Source organism: Sphingobacterium sp. UBA2610 (assembly GCF_002339225.1).
GTDB lineage: Bacteria > Bacteroidota > Bacteroidia > Sphingobacteriales > Sphingobacteriaceae > Sphingobacterium > Sphingobacterium multivorum.
In genome coordinates this window covers 28957-47922 of the sequence record NZ_DDKA01000001.1, presented here as the reverse complement: position 1 = coordinate 47922, position 18966 = coordinate 28957, and the positions used below count along the sequence as shown (strand labels likewise).

15 protein-coding genes are annotated in these 18966 nt (G+C 39.6%); 10 read left to right on the top strand and 5 right to left on the bottom strand.

Annotated elements, in window-relative coordinates; genetic code table 11:
• The first annotated feature begins 81 nt into the window (after positions 1 to 81).
• From B4Z47_RS00165 to B4Z47_RS00135, 7 genes are all read left to right on the top strand, one after another.
• A complete protein-coding gene (locus B4Z47_RS00165) occupies positions 82 to 870 on the top strand; it encodes an AraC family transcriptional regulator (RefSeq protein ID WP_115049324.1) in 789 nt (262 codons plus the stop codon).
• Positions 871 to 1010: 140 nt separating this feature from the next.
• Positions 1011 to 1577: a DUF6624 domain-containing protein gene (locus B4Z47_RS00160; protein WP_115049322.1), complete on the top strand. Its 567-nt coding sequence runs from the start codon at positions 1011 to 1013 to the stop codon at positions 1575 to 1577.
• Between the two features lie 32 nt (positions 1578 to 1609).
• Positions 1610 to 2197, top strand: coding sequence for a TetR/AcrR family transcriptional regulator (locus B4Z47_RS00155; RefSeq protein WP_046674594.1), 588 nt, complete (start codon positions 1610 to 1612; stop codon positions 2195 to 2197).
• Positions 2198 to 2337: 140 nt separating this feature from the next.
• Positions 2338 to 2640: a hypothetical protein gene (locus B4Z47_RS00150; RefSeq protein WP_147282053.1), complete on the top strand. Its 303-nt coding sequence runs from the start codon at positions 2338 to 2340 to the stop codon at positions 2638 to 2640.
• A 7-nt stretch (positions 2641 to 2647) separates the two neighbouring features.
• Positions 2648 to 2878 carry a hypothetical protein gene (locus B4Z47_RS00145; protein WP_046674596.1) on the top strand — a complete coding sequence of 77 codons (231 nt, stop codon included), beginning with the start codon at positions 2648 to 2650 and terminating at the stop codon, positions 2876 to 2878.
• 304 nt (positions 2879 to 3182) lie between these two features.
• The gene (locus B4Z47_RS00140; protein WP_115049320.1) at positions 3183 to 4238 is read left to right on the top strand and encodes an NAD(P)-dependent alcohol dehydrogenase; all 1056 of its coding nucleotides are present in this window, start codon (positions 3183 to 3185) and stop codon (positions 4236 to 4238) included.
• Positions 4239 to 4396: 158 nt separating this feature from the next.
• Positions 4397 to 5695 (top strand): cryptochrome/photolyase family protein, encoded by a 1299-nt coding sequence (locus B4Z47_RS00135; RefSeq protein WP_286726497.1) that lies wholly within the window; start codon positions 4397 to 4399, stop codon positions 5693 to 5695.
• 76 nt (positions 5696 to 5771) lie between these two features.
• Here the strand turns inward: B4Z47_RS00135 and B4Z47_RS00130 are convergent, their stop codons facing one another.
• Complete coding sequence (locus B4Z47_RS00130; protein ID WP_046674599.1) at positions 5772 to 6557, bottom strand: alpha/beta fold hydrolase; 786 nt, start codon at positions 6555 to 6557, stop codon at positions 5772 to 5774.
• Between the two features lie 221 nt (positions 6558 to 6778).
• On the opposite strand from B4Z47_RS00130, the gene B4Z47_RS00125 reads away from it, so the two are divergent.
• Positions 6779 to 7333, top strand: a complete 555-nt coding sequence (locus B4Z47_RS00125) for a cysteine hydrolase family protein (RefSeq protein ID WP_115049316.1) — start codon at positions 6779 to 6781, stop codon at positions 7331 to 7333.
• 85 nt (positions 7334 to 7418) lie between these two features.
• On the opposite strand, the gene B4Z47_RS00120 is transcribed toward B4Z47_RS00125, so the two are convergent.
• Positions 7419 to 8270, bottom strand: coding sequence for a helix-turn-helix domain-containing protein (locus tag B4Z47_RS00120; RefSeq protein WP_046674601.1), 852 nt, complete (start codon positions 8268 to 8270; stop codon positions 7419 to 7421).
• A 560-nt stretch (positions 8271 to 8830) separates the two neighbouring features.
• Complete coding sequence (gene map / locus B4Z47_RS00115) at positions 8831 to 9592, bottom strand: type I methionyl aminopeptidase (RefSeq protein WP_115049314.1); 762 nt, start codon at positions 9590 to 9592, stop codon at positions 8831 to 8833.
• 335 nt (positions 9593 to 9927) lie between these two features.
• Here map and B4Z47_RS00110 point away from each other — a divergent pair, with 335 nt between their 5' ends.
• Entirely contained in the window at positions 9928 to 10563 is a 636-nt protein-coding gene (locus tag B4Z47_RS00110; RefSeq protein WP_046674603.1) for an NAD(P)H-dependent oxidoreductase, read from the top strand.
• 66 nt (positions 10564 to 10629) lie between these two features.
• Here the strand turns inward: B4Z47_RS00110 and B4Z47_RS00105 are convergent, their stop codons facing one another.
• Both B4Z47_RS00105 and B4Z47_RS00100 read right to left on the bottom strand, forming a co-directional pair.
• Positions 10630 to 13041, bottom strand: a complete 2412-nt coding sequence (locus B4Z47_RS00105; protein ID WP_115049312.1) for a TonB-dependent siderophore receptor — start codon at positions 13039 to 13041, stop codon at positions 10630 to 10632.
• A 248-nt stretch (positions 13042 to 13289) separates the two neighbouring features.
• Entirely contained in the window at positions 13290 to 15527 is a 2238-nt protein-coding gene (locus tag B4Z47_RS00100; RefSeq protein WP_115049310.1) for a glycosyl hydrolase family 95 catalytic domain-containing protein, read from the bottom strand.
• Between the two features lie 515 nt (positions 15528 to 16042).
• Here B4Z47_RS00100 and B4Z47_RS00095 point away from each other — a divergent pair.
• On the top strand, positions 16043 to 18799 hold the full coding sequence (locus tag B4Z47_RS00095) for a DUF1553 domain-containing protein (RefSeq protein WP_115049308.1): 2757 nt from the start codon (positions 16043 to 16045) through the stop codon (positions 18797 to 18799).
• Positions 18800 to 18966: the final 167 nt, after the last annotated feature.

Genomic DNA, 18966 nt, shown 5'->3' with positions numbered 1-18966 from the left:
TATTACTTATAGGGCCAAAGTTAGTTGGAAGCCTAGTGGGTTTTAATGTAAAAATCCAATATAATTAGGTATATTTCTGAAATGAAACGTTATCGTCAGTTTGAACCGGTGCTTATTTCAGGGTTTAAGATGCTTGAATGGACTCATCCGGAACACAATCACAATCATTACGAGTTCATTTTTATTCGTGAGGGGACAGGGCGACATATTGTTAATGGGCATTCATTTCCTTACAAAGCAGGGTCGATCTTTCTACTAGGGCCAGATGACCAACATTATTTTGAAATCGAACAACTCACCCATTTTGTATATCTTAAGTTCACCGACGCCTACCTTGGTCGTAACAGTTCGGGTTCTACGTCCGCTATACAACAGCTGGAATATCTTATAAAAAGTAGAGAAACTCATCAGATGGGGTTTCAATTAGTTGGAGAAGATAATGCGATAATAACACTGATCTTTGATACCCTTCTCTTATTAAGAAAAGATCAAATTGGAAATCAGGAGCTTATTTGGTTCCAATTATTCAGTGTTGTGCATGTTTTGCAGCGGAATATGCCCGAATTGCGTAGCAATAGTTTTAAAAGCCGTGACCTGCAGGCCATGTTTTGTTATATCCATAAAAATATTTACGATCCCAATCGTTTACGGATACAAATAATGGCGGAGCATTTTAACATTGCCAACGATTATCTCGGTATTTACTTTAAACGTCAGGCAGGAATTACCTTACGCGAATATATTCAAAACTACCGCAATACCTTAATACGTCAAAGAATAGCAACAGGAAGAGTTACCTTAAAGGAAATTGTCGCTGAATTTGGGCTGACTGATGTAAGCCACCTGAATAAGATTATACATAAAACGTAGTGTATTTCCGTCGATGTATTCAAATCAAACGTAATCTAGCAATAGTTGAGCAAAATAGCGTATGAATGTAATAGGTTACCGGCCGAGGGGGAAAGGATTTAGAGAAGTAAAATACGTATTAAAAATTTTAGAAAATTGAGATGTTATATAGAAATATTGCGGAAGAGATTATCCGATTAGGGCAGGACGAAGAATCAATGCGGGAAAAGTTATTGCAGAGGGGAGAGCTTCATGGGGGATATCATGTGGAGATGGAAACCATTCACCGACGGAATGCAAAAAGATTACGTGAAATCATTGCCGAAATAGGTTATCCAACTATTTCAAAAGTCGGCGAAGCAGCTAGCAATTCAGCTTGGCTGATTGTTCAGCATGCGATAGGAGAACCTCAATTTATGCAAGATTGTTATCAGTTGCTTCTTGATAATATCATGGACATCAATCTCGCAAATCTGGCTTATTTGCACGATCGAATTCAGGTTTTCAAAAGTAAGCCGCAACGTTATGGGACACAGTTAAGCAGCTGTGGCAGTATTTATCCCGTGGAAGATAAAAATGCAATAAACAGCTTAAGGAGCACAATGAACCTTTTACCCCTTAATCCTAAAGAAATGAATAAAATTGAAGATGTGGAGCGAATTCCATTTCTGGATCAGGAGAACGACACCTACAATGAGTGGCGAAAAAAAGTTGGCTGGGTGAATTGATTTTTCGACATTTTTTGTAGATTTGTCGAGTAATGACAGGTCAACAAGAAAATATTAAAGAGGAAATTATCTTATCATCCATGAAAGTGTTTGAAACCTATGGATTTGCAAGGGTTTCCATGCAGGATATTTCAAAAGCTTGTGGAAAGGGGCGGAGCACGTTGTATTACTATTTTACCAGTAAGATGGATGTCTTTGATGCGATTGCGGAGTACTTATGTCAGCAAGTGTTTGAGGTCGCGAGTAGAACTTATAACAGGGAAGCTTCACTGGAAGATAATTTAGTTGGTTTTTTACAAGCAAAACTACGTCAGATTAATTTAATTACGAAACGCTTTCATCTCGCATTCGAAGATATGAAATCCGACCCAGCCTTGATGGTTTCAAAAACACGATACATGCTGGATGACGAGATTAAGCTGATTCGTGAAATGATTGAATTAGCCGTTAGGAAAGAAGAAATTCAGGCCTTGGAGGAAAAGGATATCCTGTTTTTATCGGAAATGTTAGTGACAACATCACGTTGTTTTGAGCAGGAAGTTTTACTTTTTGATCGTTTTCCGGATTTTGAAGCGAGGCTTTCCTGGTTGACAAGTATATGTGTTAAGGGGCTGCGCTAGCCATTCGACAGGATAACGAGAATAAGTTATTGTAAATAGTAGGGACGTATATCGTTCTTTTTTTAGGAGGTGGTTTCGACAAAAATACAGAATATGTCTATTTTGATTGATCGATTCTTTTTATACAGACAATAAACAGGATGACAACTATGGTGTTAAATGCGAAAGTAGGCAAGTCGGTGGATAGCTTTGCATCAGAAAGATGCGTTTTGGTCATGGTGGAGACAGAGGAAACGATCCGCCCTGAAATGATGGGGGTACTGGATCCCGATATCGATTGTTATTTATTGATACACAATGATGTGGAGCGCTTGGATAGCCTCGCTCTTGCGCTGGAAAATGAAAATAAAAGGGTTCGACTAGCCCGAGATTTTGAGGAACTGAAACAGATGCCTTTTTTGAACCACCAATTACAACAAATTGCCGTTAAAATTTTGAAATAATCTAAATATGTATAAAGTTGTTTATTCTTTATCTCGTAAGCTGAAGTGGAAAGCCAGCGAGATTTATCATTTTCTCTATCAGAGTTTCCCGGAGATAAAAAATATTGATTTATTGTTGGATGATCAGCAATTTTTGCTTGTCCTGCGGATTAGTACCCGATTGGAATTTTCTATTCTGAACATCTGCCAGAAACAGGGGTTGGCAATGCAATTTGTACAGGTAGAAGATACTGATTAATCCGTCTGTACAGGTAGAAGATGCTGATTAGTTCGTTTGAACAGGTACAAAATCCTGACGAACCCGTGCGGTTTACAAAGCTTAGCTTATCACAGATGTTCAAGCATGATGCGATGAGCCGTAAAGAAACAGCAACTTGAGCTTTATGGCAACATAATTCTGAAAGTTGCTTTTTACTTTTGTTATCGTTCCTTCAAAACATTTTTTCCATCCATTGGTTAATTTTATCGTGCGGATGGAATCTGTGTTGTACATAGGAATTTTATGCAGTCATTTAAAACAGAAAACAACAATTTTATCAAGTATGAGTACATTTTCAATTAGAGCTTTTGGAACAAGTGCACCAACGGCCGATCTAAAACAGATGGATATTGAACGTCGCGAAGTGACGGAGAAAGATGTCGAGATTGATATCTTATTTTGTGGAGTTTGCCATTCGGATTTACATACAGCGCGAAACGAATGGGGTGGGACCGTTTATCCGAATGTACCCGGCCATGAAATTGTGGGGCGAATTACTCAAGTTGGCTCAGCGGTGACCAAGTTTAAAGTCGGCGATTTGGCTGGTGTAGGCTGTATGGTAGATAGTTGTCGCGAATGTGAAAGTTGTAAGGAAGGACTGGAACAATATTGTGAAAGTGGAAATATTCAAACCTACAATGGACACGATAAGCACCTTAATAAACAGACATTCGGCGGTTATTCCGAACGCGTTGTAGTAGACCAGGATTTTGTGCTCCAAATTCCTGAAAATTTGGATCTTGCAGCAACAGCGCCTTTATTATGTGCTGGAATTACCACTTATTCGCCTTTGAGGCATTGGAATGTGGGACCAGGAAAAAAAGTAGGTATCGTAGGTATCGGCGGCTTGGGACACATGGGGGTAAAAATAGCGAAAGCAATGGGAGCACAAGTTGTTGTCATTACAACGTCTGCGTCTAAAGTGGATGACGCCAAACGTTTAGGTGCCGATGAAGTGATCTTGTCAACTGATGCAGAACAAATGAAAGCGCATGCGGGAACTTTACATTTCATTTTAGATTGTGTTTCGGCACAGCATGACATCAATGCCTATTTAAGTTTATTGAAACGAGATGGTTCCCTGACTCTTGTTGGTGCTCCGGAGCATCCACTTCCTGTGGCTCCTTTTAGCCTGATTCCAACACGTAAGAGTTTTTCAGGTTCGATGATCGGGGGGATAGCCGAAACACAGGAGATGCTTGATTTTTGTGGTAAACACAATATTATATCCGACATAGAGCTGATTAAAATGCAGGATATCAATCATGCTTATGATAGACTATTGAAAAGTGATGTTAAATACCGGTTTGTTATTGACATGGCAAGTTTGAAAAACTAACACAATAAAATTATTCAATGCTGAACCATCAAGGGGAATTTCAAGTACCTTTGATGGTTCAGTCTGTTTATAGAGGTATTTTTACCTAATTATTGAGTTAACCTTTTACCCTTTAAAATTGTTAACATGGGTAATGATGGTAAATATTGGTCGTTTTTATGGAAAAAAATAAAATTATTGTGTTTTGGTTTCGTCGTGATTTACGGCTGGATGATAATGCCGGGCTTGCTCGCGCGCTGGCTTTGGGTTATCCGGTACTACCTATATTTATATTTGACGAGGAAATTTTGATGCAATTGGAGGATAAAAGGGATCGACGTCTTCATTACATCCATCAGGCTTTAACCCGTATCAATACTATACTAGGGGAAAGTGGTGCAACGTTGAATACGTTCTATGGTAAACCTATCGCTATCTACAGGAACTTGGTTGAAAAATTTGATGTGCAGGGCGTCTATTGTAATCGGGACTATGAGCCAATGGCAATTGCGCGGGACAAAGAAATTTTTGAGTTCTTTCAAGCTAAGGGAATTCCCTTCAAAGCTGTGAAAGATCAGGTTATTTTTGATAAAGCAGATATCTTAAAGAATGATGGGACACCATATACGGTTTATACGCCTTATGCAAAAAAATGGCGTGAGAAATTACGTCCTGAGGACCATCGTTCCTATACCTACGCAATGGAACCCTTCGTTCAGCAAAAGCATCAGCAGATCATTTCTTTGGAGAACTTAGGTTTTTTAGAGACCGATCTTAGCTTTAAAGAACCACACCTGGATGCTACTATCATTGATCACTATGATAAAACCCGCGATTATCCAGCGTTAATGGGCACTACTCATTTGGGGATAGCACTTCGTTTTGGAACAATCAGTGTACGTCGGTGTGTTACCTTTGCTTTAAAACACAATGCGACCTGGTTGTCTGAATTGATCTGGCGTGAATTTTTTATGCAGATTCTCTATCACTATCCGCATGTTGTTACCGAATCCTTTAGAAAGCAATACGACGCCATACAATGGCGGAACGATGAGGTAGAATTCCAGCAATGGTGTGAAGGACAGACCGGATATCCTTTAGTAGATGCGGGTATGCGCCAATTGAATAATTCCGGTTATATGCACAATCGCGTACGAATGGTCGTAGCCAGTTTTCTTTGTAAACACCTTTTGATTGACTGGAGGTGGGGGGAGGCCTACTTTGCGCAAAAATTAAATGATTATGATCTGTCGGCCAACAATGGTAACTGGCAATGGGCCTCAGGCAGTGGCTGCGACGCAGCCCCGTATTTCAGGGTTTTTAATCCGACGCTTCAGGCTGAGAAGTTCGATAAAAATCAGGAGTATATAAAAAAATGGGTTCCTGAATTAGGTACTCCAGCCTATTGTGAGCCTATGGTTGACCATCAGATTGCCCGTGATCGTGCGATAAAGACCTACGCAAAGGCGTTGAAATAATAGTCTTGAATGTCTACATCTTACGAGAGGTTTTAAGGACCAGCAAGTCGGAGTAGACATTCAATGTATCTCATTTTTATCGATCTAAAAACTCGGCAACGAATGCGTCGAATGCCTGTGGATTTTCAGCTTGAACCCAGTGACCAGCATTAGGAATTGTTTTAAATACGGCATTTGGAAATTGTTCCCTGATCTTAATCTTATCTTCAGGTAATATATATCTTGATTTTTCTCCTGGTAGAAATAATGTGGGGCCGTTGAATATTCCTGATTTTACCCCGACAGTAATAAACTCCGTATATTTATTTTTTAAAACATCCAGATTAAAGCGCCAATCTAATTTTCGATCTTCTCTGATATATACATTTTTTAATAAAAATTGGATAACACCCGGATCACTCAAGTAGTGTTCAATCTTTACTTGTACATCTTTCCTGTTTTCTAGTGTTGTAATATCTACAGCAGATAGCGCGTCGAATATGTCCTCATGATGTGGAGGATAAGCTTTCGGGGCTATATCAGCGATGATCAGTTTTTCAATCTTTTCAGGATGGTCAATAGCAAATTGCATCGCTACTTTTCCGCCTAGAGAATGGCCCAATAGCAATACTTTATCTGCTCCAATGGATGCAATATAGGATAGCAGATCGTCTACCATAACTTCCACCGACATATCTTCACTATGGAAACTTCGTCCGTGATTACGAAGATCGAGTAGATGTACCTGTCTTTTCTCGCCAAAACTACGACCAAAGGATCCCCAGTTGTCTGCCATGCCAAAAAGCCCATGTAGGACAATTAATGGAGTGCCACCGTTATCTGCGCCATATATTTTGCTGTGTTGTAATTCTTTCAATGCCATGATATCTATTATTACGATTTATCACCTGTATGTGACGTTTATATGCAGCGAAGTTAGCTTTTGTTGGTGATTTTTTGATCGAAATTATGTAAAACATTACATAACTTTCTATCCATCCCGTCTTATCGCTCTTATCAAAATGGTAGTATTTGGTGATTTATTGGTAGGTCATCGCCGCTAAATCCAGCTTAATTTTGTATTAAACTTAATTCATAAAATAGATGAGAAATAGCGCATTAATAGTCATTGATATTCAAAACGAGTATTTTGAAGATGGCGGAATGGAACTTGTGGATCCCTTAAAGGCAGGGATGAACGCCAGAAGAGTGATCGACCAATTTAGGCGAGAAAAATTGCCGGTGGTCCATATCCAACATATTTCCTCAGATCCAAAAGCAATGCCATTCTTTATTGATGGCACAAGAGCTGCCGAAATTCATGAAAGCGTGAGTCCAATGCCAAACGAGCTAGTAATACGTAAACATTTTCCCAACAGCTTTAGAGAGACAGAATTATTGGATTACCTTCGCAGCAATAAGGTCGAGAAACTTGTTGTCGTAGGCATGATGACCCATATGTGTATCGACGCTACGGTACGCGCCGCTGTCGATTTAGGTTTTTCATGTACTGTAATTGCTGATGCCTGTGCAACGCGCGATCTTGAGATTAATGGTTCCGTAGTTGCTGCACTGGATGTTCAGCATGCCTTTCTTGCTGCTTTGGCGTTCTTTTATGCGCAGGTTCAGGATATCGAGACGTACTTGGCACGCTATTGATTTATTGGGAAATCGGGCCATGGGGAGGCCGATCTGCATGGCGCGATTTCCATAGCGACAATTTGTATAATAGATAATTCAACATTTATTTGAATTCCTGAATAAATGCACTTATGGTTTTTCCAGTTTGAGTTTTAAAAAAACGCATTAAATGATTGGGTTCTGAAAAGTTAAGATCAAAAGCAATTTGATTAACGGAATGGTCAGAGTGGATCAGCAGATCCTGAATCTCGAATAGTAACCGTTGTCGAAGTAAGTGGGCTGCTGTGGTATTAAACTGTGCCTTAACGGCCTGATTTAGTGTAATCCTACTTATTCCCATAAGTGTCGCATATTCGTTTACCCGTTGTTTCTCCCGAATGAACTGTTCCATAAGTTCTTTGAATTGATAGGCGAAGTTATTTTCCGCTTTTTGGTTCGGAAGCATATTTAAGCGTGCATATTTTCGGTTTAAAGTTTGCAATAGGTAATAAAGTAAAGAACGAATAATATGGACACTATCTGCTTGGGTTTCCATGAGTTCAAGTTTAATTTCGGCGAGAAGACCTAAGAATTTTGACATATGTGTGTCATCTGCTATAATCTGGGGTACATAACTAAGCTGGTAGAAATATAATAGTTTGTATGTGAATAATTTATCCGAAAAGAAATCATTTAAAAAGTCTTCCTGAAAAATCAATGTTGTAAACTCAAGGTGTTCAGGATCCAGTTCCCAGGTATGTTTCTGAAAAGCTGAAATAAAGATAATTGAATTGTCGGACAAGGAGAGGATCTCTTGCCCCAATATCAATCTGCCTTTCGCTTTTTTGAAAAATAGAATTTCAAAAAAGTCTTTATGGTAAGTTTCTTGATGTGTATAATCCGTTTCTATTTCGTTGAGGACATTCAACAAGAAGTCAACACCGCATTCTCCCTTATGGAATTTTATTGTTCTCAATCTAGATTACTTTAATCGATCAAAAATACTAAACTTTATAAGTTACACCAGCCTAAATACAAATATTATCGTAGCGTTTTATCCCACATGTTTATTCAGGCAGCTGAGCAAGGATTAAGGGTTGGAAGCGAAGAGTTTGGAACAAAGGTTTTCTAATGTTTGGTGTTTTTCAAAATAGTTTTCAAAACAGTTAAAAGACAATAGTTGAGGGGCATGTGAAGACGAGTGAAGCTGAATTTTGAATACGAGAATAAAATTTTTATGAAAAGTGATTTTCATCACTTTTTTGCTGAGAAGAATAAGCTATTTTTACTGCTGTAGTCAGTTATCCAGTGAGATTAATCTTTGGGTTTGACAAAAATTATTTAGCCATAAAAATATATTATTTGGGGGTTTTCTCGTTATGAGAGGCCCCTTAATTATTTTAACAACCTCTATCCTGATGTAAAGGGTTGATGCACTATACCACAAGTTTGGAGTCTTGTTTAAAGAAAATAGGTCTTTTCGATAGCTTTCAATAATTTGCTCGAAAAGACCTCTAAGTATCTTCTTATGACTGGTTAGTAAATTGCATTCTGTGCAGTTAATATAACGGGATAGCCATCGGTAATGAGAATCGTATGTTCGTGTTGTGCCATGAATCCACCCTTGTCCCCAACCATTGTCCAGCCATCGTTGAGTTCGGTTGCGTATGTGGAGGTCGTTGAAATAAAGGTTTCAATAGCAACAACGGTATTTTTTCGAAATCTTCGTTGGTCGAAGCGGTTTTTATAGTTAAGCAGTTCGTCGGGCTCCTCGTGCAGACTTTTTCCTACACCATGTCCCCCAAGGTTCTTGATGACTTTATACCCTCTTTTTTTAGCCTCAGTTTCGATTAGATGCCCAATATCCGCTATTTTCACACCACCACGAATATTATTGATTGCCTTTTGAAGAATTTCTTTCGATGCATTGACCAATTTTTCGTGTTCAAAGATGTCCTTTCCTATAACAAAGGAACAACCATTATCAGCCCAATATCCATCTAATTCGGCAGATACATCGATATTGATCAAATCGCCTTCTTGCAATATCCTTTCCGCCGTAGGTATTCCGTGGCAAAATTCGTTGTTTATACTGATACACGTGTAACCTGGGAAATCATAAGTGAGAGCGGGAGCAGATTTTGCACCCATGCTTTTTAATATTTCGGCTCCATATTCGTCAAGCTCCTTCGTGGACATGCCCACTTGAGCATGTTCTATCATAGCTTTTAAGGTGATGGCAACAGCATCGCTCGCTTTTTGTATGCCTGTTAGCTCAGTTTCATTCGTTATAGACATTGCTGATGTTTTTATTGTGGAGCACGTAAGCCCTGTTTTCTATTTTGTTAAGGTATTACCACCGAGAACAAATGGTTCAAGGTCATTTTGTTATACCCGATGCAAACTAATACAAAGGTCCTAATAAAATTGAATAAAATAGGCATTTGTTTGCGATTAGAAGTAAATGTACAGTATTTTAGCCTTAAAAGTTTAGTAGCAAGTGCTAAATAACAATCTGTTTTTGTCCTAATTTTATTGCCTTAGTTCTTGATTTTGATGTTTAGACATTTATTTTTTTATGTATCTTTACATAACTTTATAAAGTTGCTATTGATCATTTAAACTAGAACAAAATGGCTTTATTGGATACCCTAGAATGGCGTTATGCCACAAAAAAATACGACCCCACAAAAAAGGTCGCTCAGGAAGACTTGGATAAGATTTTGGAGGCAGCACGGATGGCACCTAGCTCTTCTGGACTTCAACAGTTCCGTGTAATTGTGATTACGAATCAGGAATTAAAAGAAAAAATTGTGCCTGTGGCTTGGGGGCAACAAATAGTGGCTGATAGTTCACATCTATTGGTGTTTGCAGGATGGGATAGATACACCGACGAACGCATTGATAAAACCTTCGACAAGATGAATACCTTGAGAGGTTTACCTTTAGACACCACTGACGAGTATAAAAATAGGCTGAAAGGCCAATTAGCAAGTTTTACAGAAGAACAACAAGCGGCACATGCGGCGAAGCAAGCTTATATTGCTTTTGGTTTGGCAATTGCACAGGCAGCAGAACTAGGCGTTGATGCAACGCCTATGGAGGGTTTTTCAAATGCCGAATTGGATGAATTACTTGGTTTAGATAAGCTAGGATTGAAGAGTGCGGTTATGCTTCCGTTGGGTTATCGGATGGAAGAACAAGATTGGTTGTTGAAGCTGAAAAAATTTAGACTTCCAAAAGAGGAATTTTTGATTGAGCTCGCATAAATTGTAGTTCACGTTAAAAAAAGCGTTTCCACCATTGTCGAAACGCTTTTTTTATAGAAAATATTTTTAAAATTGATAGGCAACACTTCCAAGTACATTTCTAGGCATTTGCGGGTTTACCGTTGTCCATCCTTTGAAATAAGTTTGATTTCCTAAATTGTTTGCTTTGAAGGCGAATTCAAAATGTTTAAATCCATAAGATAGACTCGCGTTCAGGAGTGTGTAAGACGGAAGGGTAAATGTGCCAGTTGCAACACTATTGGTAATTACATTTTCACTTGCATAATTCATGCCGATACCAAATCCTAGTCCTTTTAGTTTTCCTTGCTGTAAGCTATAGTTTGCCCAGATGTTGGAAAGATGTTTAGGCCCAGCTTCTGTCGGACGTAGGTTGTTGACATTCTTGTCTGCTTTAGTCATCTTACTATTGTTATAACTATAGCTCATAATGAGGTTTAGACCTTGAATAGGGGCCAATGTTACATCAAAGTCAACTCCCCGGCTCAAGCGCGTGCCGTCCTGTACACTAATATTATAGGTTTGTCCGTCAATGGTGACTATGTCAGGACGAAGCATATTATCTACTGAAATGTCATAGTAACTTGCTGTCAGGCCTAATTTGTTGTTTAAAAGGTCTAATTTGACTCCGGCTTCCCATTGTTTGGCTTGTTGGGGCTTGAAGTCTCCCGAGATGCTGGGATGTGGCTGTACAACTGGAGATACATTTTTAAACCCATTTTGATAATTGGCGAATAGTGATACCTGACCTTTTACAGCTTCATAAACCAAGCCAAAACGGGGTGAGAAAGCAGTCTGATGGTAAGTCCCAGTCGTTGTGTCTTTATCGAAGTTGTAGGTTCCTTTATTATCAAAATAATCCATACGCAACGCTAGGTTTAGATGTAGCTGCGATGTGAGATCCAATACATTTGAAACATAGGCTCCCAATACTTGATTTCGACCTCTATTGTTCGTTTTGGCTGCCGTTGAAGCGCTTATGGCTGCGTCAATGGTTCCTGCATTAAATTTATAGTAATCTGGATCATCTATTGCTGTGTTGATCTGGTCTACAAGGACATAGGGCGAATTATGTGTTTCTGTTTGCTGGTATAAATAATCCAGACCGACAAGTAGTCTATTGCGAAGCTCACCGATATGAAAATCACCAATAAAGTTCTGTTGAGCATTGATATTTTTTGCAGCATAATTTTGTTTACCAGCATATCTGTTAATAAGTGTGTCATTGCTGTTTTGTAGGTACATCACATATTGAAAGTAGCCATCGGCCTTCCGGTTGTTCCAGTTTACAGTGGTATTGGACGTCCACCGCTCATTAAACCGGTACACTACATTTCCGCGGAGGTTGGTGGTTGGGTTTTTGAATGTGACGTCGTTAGCAGTATAGGACTTATCAAAATCGAATTGGAGTGCCTCGGGGGTTCTGGCAAATAATTGACGTGAACGATTGAGAAAAACCATCAGTGGATTAGTAGCCTTGTTTTGGTAAAGTTCAACATCGAGTTGGATATCCAGTTTCTCGTTTGGTTTATAGGTTAGTGAAGGTGTAATAAACACCGACTTATTAAATCCTGCGTCTTGATAGGTACCTGTATGGGATAATGCTGTATTGATTCGTCCGAGCAATTTTTTATCTGCTGTTAATGGGCCATATATATCTGCCGTAAGGCGATGTTGTGCGAAACTTCCAAAAATATAATTTACCCGACCGCCCACGGTATCTAAAGGTTTTTTCGTGATATTATTGATTAATCCACCGAAACCAACAGCCGCACCGCCATATAATGAACCAGAGGGCCCTTTAATCACTTCAATTGTTTCGAGATTCGCAGGGTCTGGACTTGTACTGGAAATACCTACTACACCATTAATCATGGCAGCCTGCGTACTAAAACCGCGCAACGTGTAGTAACTAACACCGTCTCCGGGCCGTCCAGTCGCCGACCAAAGCTTATCAATTCCTGAAACGTTGGCTAATGCATCATCATAATTTGTATTCACCTGACTTTTTAGCAACTCTTTGGTAACGACAGCATACGACTGTGCGTTCTCCATATTTTTCAGTGGCATTTTGGAAACATATAAACTCTGTTTCCGTGTGAATTTGTTATTTCCTTTACCATTAATAACGATCTCTTGCAGTGTCGCTTGATTTTCAATTAAGTAAATATCAGGAACCCTATTTTTACCATCCGTAATTTCGACTTCCTGCTCATGTGGTTGAATACCTATGGCTGAGATGGCTAATTTTGCCTGACCCGGCTTAAGTGATTTAAATTGATATGAACCATTAGATCGTGTAGAAGTTGTTATGTTTTGCGGTTGTAGTCTGACGGTTATCCCTTCAATGGGCTTTCCGTCGGACGAAAGGATTTTACCCAGTATTTCTGCTTTGTGCTGTGCTTGCGCAAGTAGAGCTCCTGGGACAAGCAACATAAGGTAGATGATGATGCGATGCATTGAATATTTTATTTAGATTAATTATAAACAGAGGTAAAGTTATTGGTCCTATTGCATTTTTCAAAGGATTATCTATTATTTTTTATAATCATTCTAAATAATGTAATGTAACAATGCAAAGAACCCAAATTATCGCTTCGGATGATTTGGGTTCTTTGCATTGTTTGCACGCTATCAGCTGACTTAAATTGACTGTATCGGTACTGTGTAAGGTGTTTTTTTAATTTGGTAAGGCAAATCCATTGTTTTTATAGGCTACATAGGTTGACTGTTTGTCCCTTTTTTAATTTCACATATTGTATGGTGTTATCTCTCTGTATGAGCTTCTTAGTGCTGATGTGCATGAGTGCCTTGGGTTCAAAAATTCGAAAGGTACCATCTTCGGTAGCAGTTATTTTCAGCAGAACAATTTTATTTTCTTTTTTTTCAGCGCTTACGATAAATCCACCCATCGTTCTCAAATTTTTGAAAGACGCTGTTGCCCATTCAGCAGGTAAAGCCGGAAAAACTTCTACATAGTTATTTTTGCTCTGAATGAGCAATTCGTGTATTCCTTGTGCAAATGCAAAGTTACCTTCTAAGGTAAATGGTCGATACGTAAAGTCTGAATATTGCCCGCCTTTTTGGTCGCCATTCAAATGAAAGGAATTGGAGGAACAAAAGTTCTGCGCAAATTTTCGAAGATTGGTTACGGCTTCCTTTCCTTGTTTAGCGCGCGCGTGTAAACAAGCCATCCATGCAAAGGAATAACCAACCCACGCACGTGTACCCAGTTTTTTAATGTGATCTAGGGAGCTCTCAATGAGCTCTTTTTCCTGCGGATTATTGATGTCTAATAAATCCAATGGATAAATTGCCATATAGGGAGACATGTGACGGTGGGAATGTTTCATTGGAAGATTTACAGCAACCTGTAGCCCAGTTTCATCGGTCGCATAGTGAGGTAGTTGGGCCTTGCATTTTAACCAATTCTCTGCTTCTTGCGGTTTGCCCATTGCTGTACTCACCTCTGTAGCAGCCTGGAAAAGAAAATGCGCTAAACTAAGATCGAAATTAGTCCAATTGTCAAACCATGCTGATACACTATTGTCGTTGTATTCGGGACTGCTGCTCAAGGGCAGGTAACGGCGTTCATTTTTTAGTGTGGTTATATTTTTAAGGTAAGTTGCAGATTCCATGATATAGGGATAGGCTTGTTCTTTTAGAAAGGTTTTATCCATGCTATATTTCCATTGCCAATAAAAATGCTGGGCCGCCCATGCACCAATAGTAGGAGAAAGAGAATACTGAATCCATCCACCCATAGGGTCTCCATTTAATGTGAGGACACCGGGTACATTCAGCCCATCGACACCAAAATATTGCTTTGTAAAGTCCTTGTTTTTTTTGCGGATCTTCCAGAGCCAATCCGTATAGCTTTTGGCTTCGGCCAATCTATTTCCCGAATAGGCTGGCCAGTAGCTTAATTGTGTATTAAGGTCATTGTGAAAGTCGCCTTTCCAAGGAGGAAGACCACCATTATCCGCCGTCCACACGGCCTGAAGCGTAATTGCTGGAGCACCTTCTCTTGCGACAGCACCGAGTTTATAAATATCAAGATAATATTGTTTTTCAAGATTTTTATCAGGAATGGTTATACTTGATTTGGACCAATAGTTTGACCACCACTGCAAATGGCTTGCTTTTTCTTCGGTGTATTTTTTGAGGGAAAGTGCAGATGGGCTTGCCTTTTGATCATTGACGATTGTCCAATAACCAATCAGCTTTTTAGCTGATATTTTTTCCCACCTCAATACAACTTCAAAAAAATGATCATCATACGTTTTTTGGTGCAGCACTTCATAGTTGCTGGTGCGGATTATATTTCCTTGCTTATACCCTAATCTTGCTAAATCTTGACCTTCGACAACGCTTTTGTTTTCGTCTTTGTTTGCGTTATTTTCATATTGATGTGGAATTAATTGAGGTAAAAGGTCACTAACATTGTTTCCTGTGATTTCAAAATAGCCAAATGGTTTATAGGCATGTATGAAGGTTTTTAATATCCTACCATCTTTAAATCTAAGAATATTGGTGGCCTGTTCCAGATCAAGTACGTTTGAAACGACAGTGCCAAATTTCGCCAAGTCAAAAAACAGCGACGCTGCTGGAAGCTTGGTGGGATAGGGGGATCTGTCATAAGGAGCGTCTCCCCACTGTTGTACAATGCCGTAGCTGTTGTTTTTTATTTGTTGTTGGACCCAATTGAAATTGTGGTTTTCTATTGCAAAGGCCTTTCTTTCGTCCCATAGGTCTGCACGATCAAGCGAAAATCGAATCGTATTGTCTTTTTTCCAGATCAGTGCACCCAATTGACCATTTCCCAAGGGAATGGCTTCATCCCATCGCGAAGCCAAGTGATCGAAATGGAGGTTGTTGTCAGGTGTTGGTTGCCCGAAAGAAAACACGGTAAACGAACAGCATAGTATTAAATACAGATATTTCATGTTTGAAAGGGTTAGCTTGTAAATTTAAAACTCTGGATGGGGAGGTACTGACACTATTGTTACTTTTTTGCATACTATTTTAGCAAAGCGATGGCCCTGATCCTGGAATCACGTTTAAGCAAATTTAACTGAGATGTATGCAGTGTATGAAATCAAAAAAGTGAGTTCGTATCGAAATTGTTATACTTTTTGAGACGAAAGAATATGGTATAAAAGTACCGTTTTTAGGGACTGCAGTTTAACCGAAAAGAGTACATCATGCTGTTTTAAATCAATCTTTTGAGCAAGTGGGAATATAGTATCCAGAAAATCTTGCAAGAGCAAAGGGTAATATTGTTTATGTTTCTGTTAATCCAGTTTTAGTATAATCCAGTGTTGTTATCTAATTTTATCCTACTCGAAACTAGCACATTTATCGGATAGTTTCGGCTCCGCTTAACGAAAAAAACAATCATTATTTATTTCGTTGTAGTGCATAAACCTAAAATATTATAGAGTAGATATATCCCAATGCTATGAGAAAAAAGATTGTGGTGCTAACATTATTGGCGCTTGTGCTTATTGGTACGAGCATTTTGACCTTTGGAAAGAAAGAGCCAATTGATTTTAGCGCTGATGTTAAACCGATATTGAATAAACATTGTATCACATGCCATGGTGGGGTTAAAAAAAATGGCGGACTGAGTTTTCTTTTTGAAAATGAGGCCTTTGCCAAAGCCGAGTCTGGCAAACCAGCAATTATTCGTGGCGATGGCGAACATAGTGAATTGGTAAAGAGACTGATTTCCGATGACCCTGAATTGCGTATGCCTTACAATGCCCCTAAACTGAACGATGATGAAATTGATATACTCAAAAGATGGATCGATGAAGGTGCCAAATGGGGAGAGCATTGGGCATATACAACGCCCAAGGAGACTGAGGTACCTAAACCTTTTTCATGGCTCGGCATATTTGGTGTCAAACCTAAAGGGGTGAACAATACGATTGATTTTTTTGTTTTGGATAAGATGAAGGAGAAGAAATTATCCTTTGCTGATGAGGCCGATAAAGCACTGTTGTTACGGAGAGTGTATTTAGATCTGATTGGTATTCCACCCACGTTGGCAGAAATTCAAGCCTTTGAAGCAGATCAGCGTGATGATGCTTATACCTTGCGTGTAGATAGTTTGCTGGCGTCGCAGAAATATGGCGAAAAGTGGGCGAGTTGGTGGTTGGATATGGCGCGATATGCAGATACGAAGGGTTACGAGAAGGATGGTTCGCGCACGATATGGTCCTATCGGGATTGGGTCATTAAGGCCTTGAACAAGGATATGCCTTATGATGAATTTACGATTGAACAGCTCGCTGGGGATTTGCTCCCGGAGCCAACGAAGGATCAACTTATCGCAACCGCCTTCCATCGCAATACCATGAATAATGATGAAGGGGGGACCGATAGTGAGGAATTTCGGATGGCTGCGGTTTTGGATCGCTTAAATACAACCTATCAAGTATGGTTGAGTACAACCTTCGAATGCGTGCAATGCCATAGTCATACTTATGATCCCTTTAAATTTGAAGAGTATTATAAATCGTTAGCTTTTTTTAACAACACCAGAGATGAAGACACCCAAGGTGATCATCCTAAACTTCGTTTTTATACGGCACAAGATGAAAAGCGAATTGACAGTATAAAAAGGTGGTTGTCGACTACAGGAAATGCAAGCTTGGTAAAATCAACAGATCTATTCCTTCACACTCTTGAACCCAAAATACATGCGCATTACAGCGATCAAATAGTAGATGGTGCGCTTTATGATACGAAATGGTTGGGGGTTAGAACTGGAGGATCGGCTCGGTTAAGGGCAATAAACTTGGATAATAAACAGCAATTTTTTATGAATTTCTGGACAGGCGCGGTAGATGGAAAATTAGAAATTCACGTGGATAAACCTACAGGACCAATTCTCGCCGTTATTGATTTGCCGAGTACAAATGGAAGACAGGTTATTCAGTCTCCCATACTCCCGACTCGCGGTGTACATGACTTATATCTGGTTTTCAAAAATCCATCTGTGGCGCATGGGCAGCCGATCTGCATGATTGAATGGTTTGCATTTCGTGAGAACTTTCCACATGAAAAGTCACTGGATAATATGAATTTTCAAAAGACTTTTCTCCAGTTGGTCAACATGCAACCCGAAGGTGTGCCAATCATGATTGAAAATCCCAAAGACATGCATCGTAAAACAAATGTATTTATACGTGGTAACCGTCTGTCTCTGGGGGCGGAAGTACAGCCTACAGTTCCGGCTTCACTGAATAGTTTCCCGAAAGGCGCTCAGCGCAACCGTCTGGGGTTTGCGCAGTGGATTGTCAGTAAGGAAAACCCCTTGACAGCACGAACCTTAGTTAATCGCGTATGGGCACAGCTATTTGGCCGGGGCCTAGTTGAACCATTGGGAGATATGGGCACTCAGAGTATCCCGCCAATTCACCGAGAGTTATTGGATTACCTTGCCCTAGATCTGATGAATACCAAAAAGTGGAGCGTTAAAAAACTGATCCGCGAGATTGTCTTATCCGGAACGTATAAGCAGTCCTCTAGCTTGAACAATTCCAATTTTGAGAAGGATCCACAGAATTATTATTTGGCAAGGGGACCTCGGTTTAGATTATCTGCCGAACAGATTCGTGACCAAGCTTTAGCTGTAAGTGGATTGCTTAGCAACAAAATGTATGGACCAAGTGTAATGCCCTACCAACCTGATGGGGTATGGATGACTGTATATAGCGGTGAGTCCTGGGTGAAAAGTGCTGGAGAAGATCAATACCGAAGGGGCATCTATACGTTTTTAAAGCGTACGAGTCCTTATCCGTCTTTTGTTTCTTTTGATGCTTCTAGCAGGGAGGTTTGTTTGGTCGACCGTATTCGCACCAATACACCGCTGCAAGCGCTTGCCACATTAAATGATCCTGTTTATCTCGAAGCGGCTAAACATCTGGGGGCTATTATGGAGAAAGAGGGAAATGGAAACCTTCGGAATGGTATTCGTGTCGGTTATAGACGTGCCATGTTGAAGGATGCCGATGAAAAGAAACTCAAGGAACTGGAACATCTTTATCAAAAGGCGTTGGTTGATTTCAGCAAAAAACCTGATTCAGCAGCCAAATTTTTGAATGAGGATTTAGCAAAAAGTAATGTAAAGGTCCTGTCTTCAAAAGCTGCCTACATGCTTGTTGCCAATGCAGTGTTGAATTTGGACGAATTTTTAACGAAATCATAAATATTGAAATGATAAATATGGACCGAAACTTCTGAATAAGGACTATCGTATGAAAACGAAGTCTTTTATTGAGAAGGTTAGACCTATAAAATAGTAAGAATATAAAACGAAATGAGCTACGCACTAAAATTTTAGAGACACAGCTCGTTCATACGTAATGATAGTCA

Excerpts from the sequence above, each read along its gene's own strand:
- B4Z47_RS00140 (WP_115049320.1), top strand. The coding sequence starts at position 3,183 with ATGAGTACATTTTCAATTAGAGCTTTTGGAACAAGTGCACCAACGGCC.
- B4Z47_RS00150 (WP_147282053.1), top strand. The coding sequence starts at position 2,338 with ATGACAACTATGGTGTTAAATGCGAAAGTAGGCAAGTCGGTGGATAGC.
- B4Z47_RS00110 (WP_046674603.1), top strand. The coding sequence starts at position 9,928 with ATGGCTTTATTGGATACCCTAGAATGGCGTTATGCCACAAAAAAATAC.
- B4Z47_RS00155 (WP_046674594.1), top strand. The coding sequence starts at position 1,610 with ATGACAGGTCAACAAGAAAATATTAAAGAGGAAATTATCTTATCATCC.
- B4Z47_RS00160 (WP_115049322.1), top strand. The coding sequence starts at position 1,011 with ATGTTATATAGAAATATTGCGGAAGAGATTATCCGATTAGGGCAGGAC.
- B4Z47_RS00095 (WP_115049308.1), top strand. The coding sequence starts at position 16,043 with ATGAGAAAAAAGATTGTGGTGCTAACATTATTGGCGCTTGTGCTTATT.
- B4Z47_RS00135 (WP_286726497.1), top strand. The coding sequence starts at position 4,397 with ATGGAAAAAAATAAAATTATTGTGTTTTGGTTTCGTCGTGATTTACGG.
- B4Z47_RS00130 (WP_046674599.1), bottom strand. The coding sequence starts at position 6,557 with ATGGCATTGAAAGAATTACAACACAGCAAAATATATGGCGCAGATAAC.
- map (WP_115049314.1), bottom strand. The coding sequence starts at position 9,592 with ATGTCTATAACGAATGAAACTGAGCTAACAGGCATACAAAAAGCGAGC.
- B4Z47_RS00165 (WP_115049324.1), top strand. The coding sequence starts at position 82 with ATGAAACGTTATCGTCAGTTTGAACCGGTGCTTATTTCAGGGTTTAAG.
- B4Z47_RS00125 (WP_115049316.1), top strand. The coding sequence starts at position 6,779 with ATGAGAAATAGCGCATTAATAGTCATTGATATTCAAAACGAGTATTTT.
- B4Z47_RS00145 (WP_046674596.1), top strand. The coding sequence starts at position 2,648 with ATGTATAAAGTTGTTTATTCTTTATCTCGTAAGCTGAAGTGGAAAGCC.
- B4Z47_RS00105 (WP_115049312.1), bottom strand. The coding sequence starts at position 13,041 with ATGCATCGCATCATCATCTACCTTATGTTGCTTGTCCCAGGAGCTCTA.
- B4Z47_RS00100 (WP_115049310.1), bottom strand. The coding sequence starts at position 15,527 with ATGAAATATCTGTATTTAATACTATGCTGTTCGTTTACCGTGTTTTCT.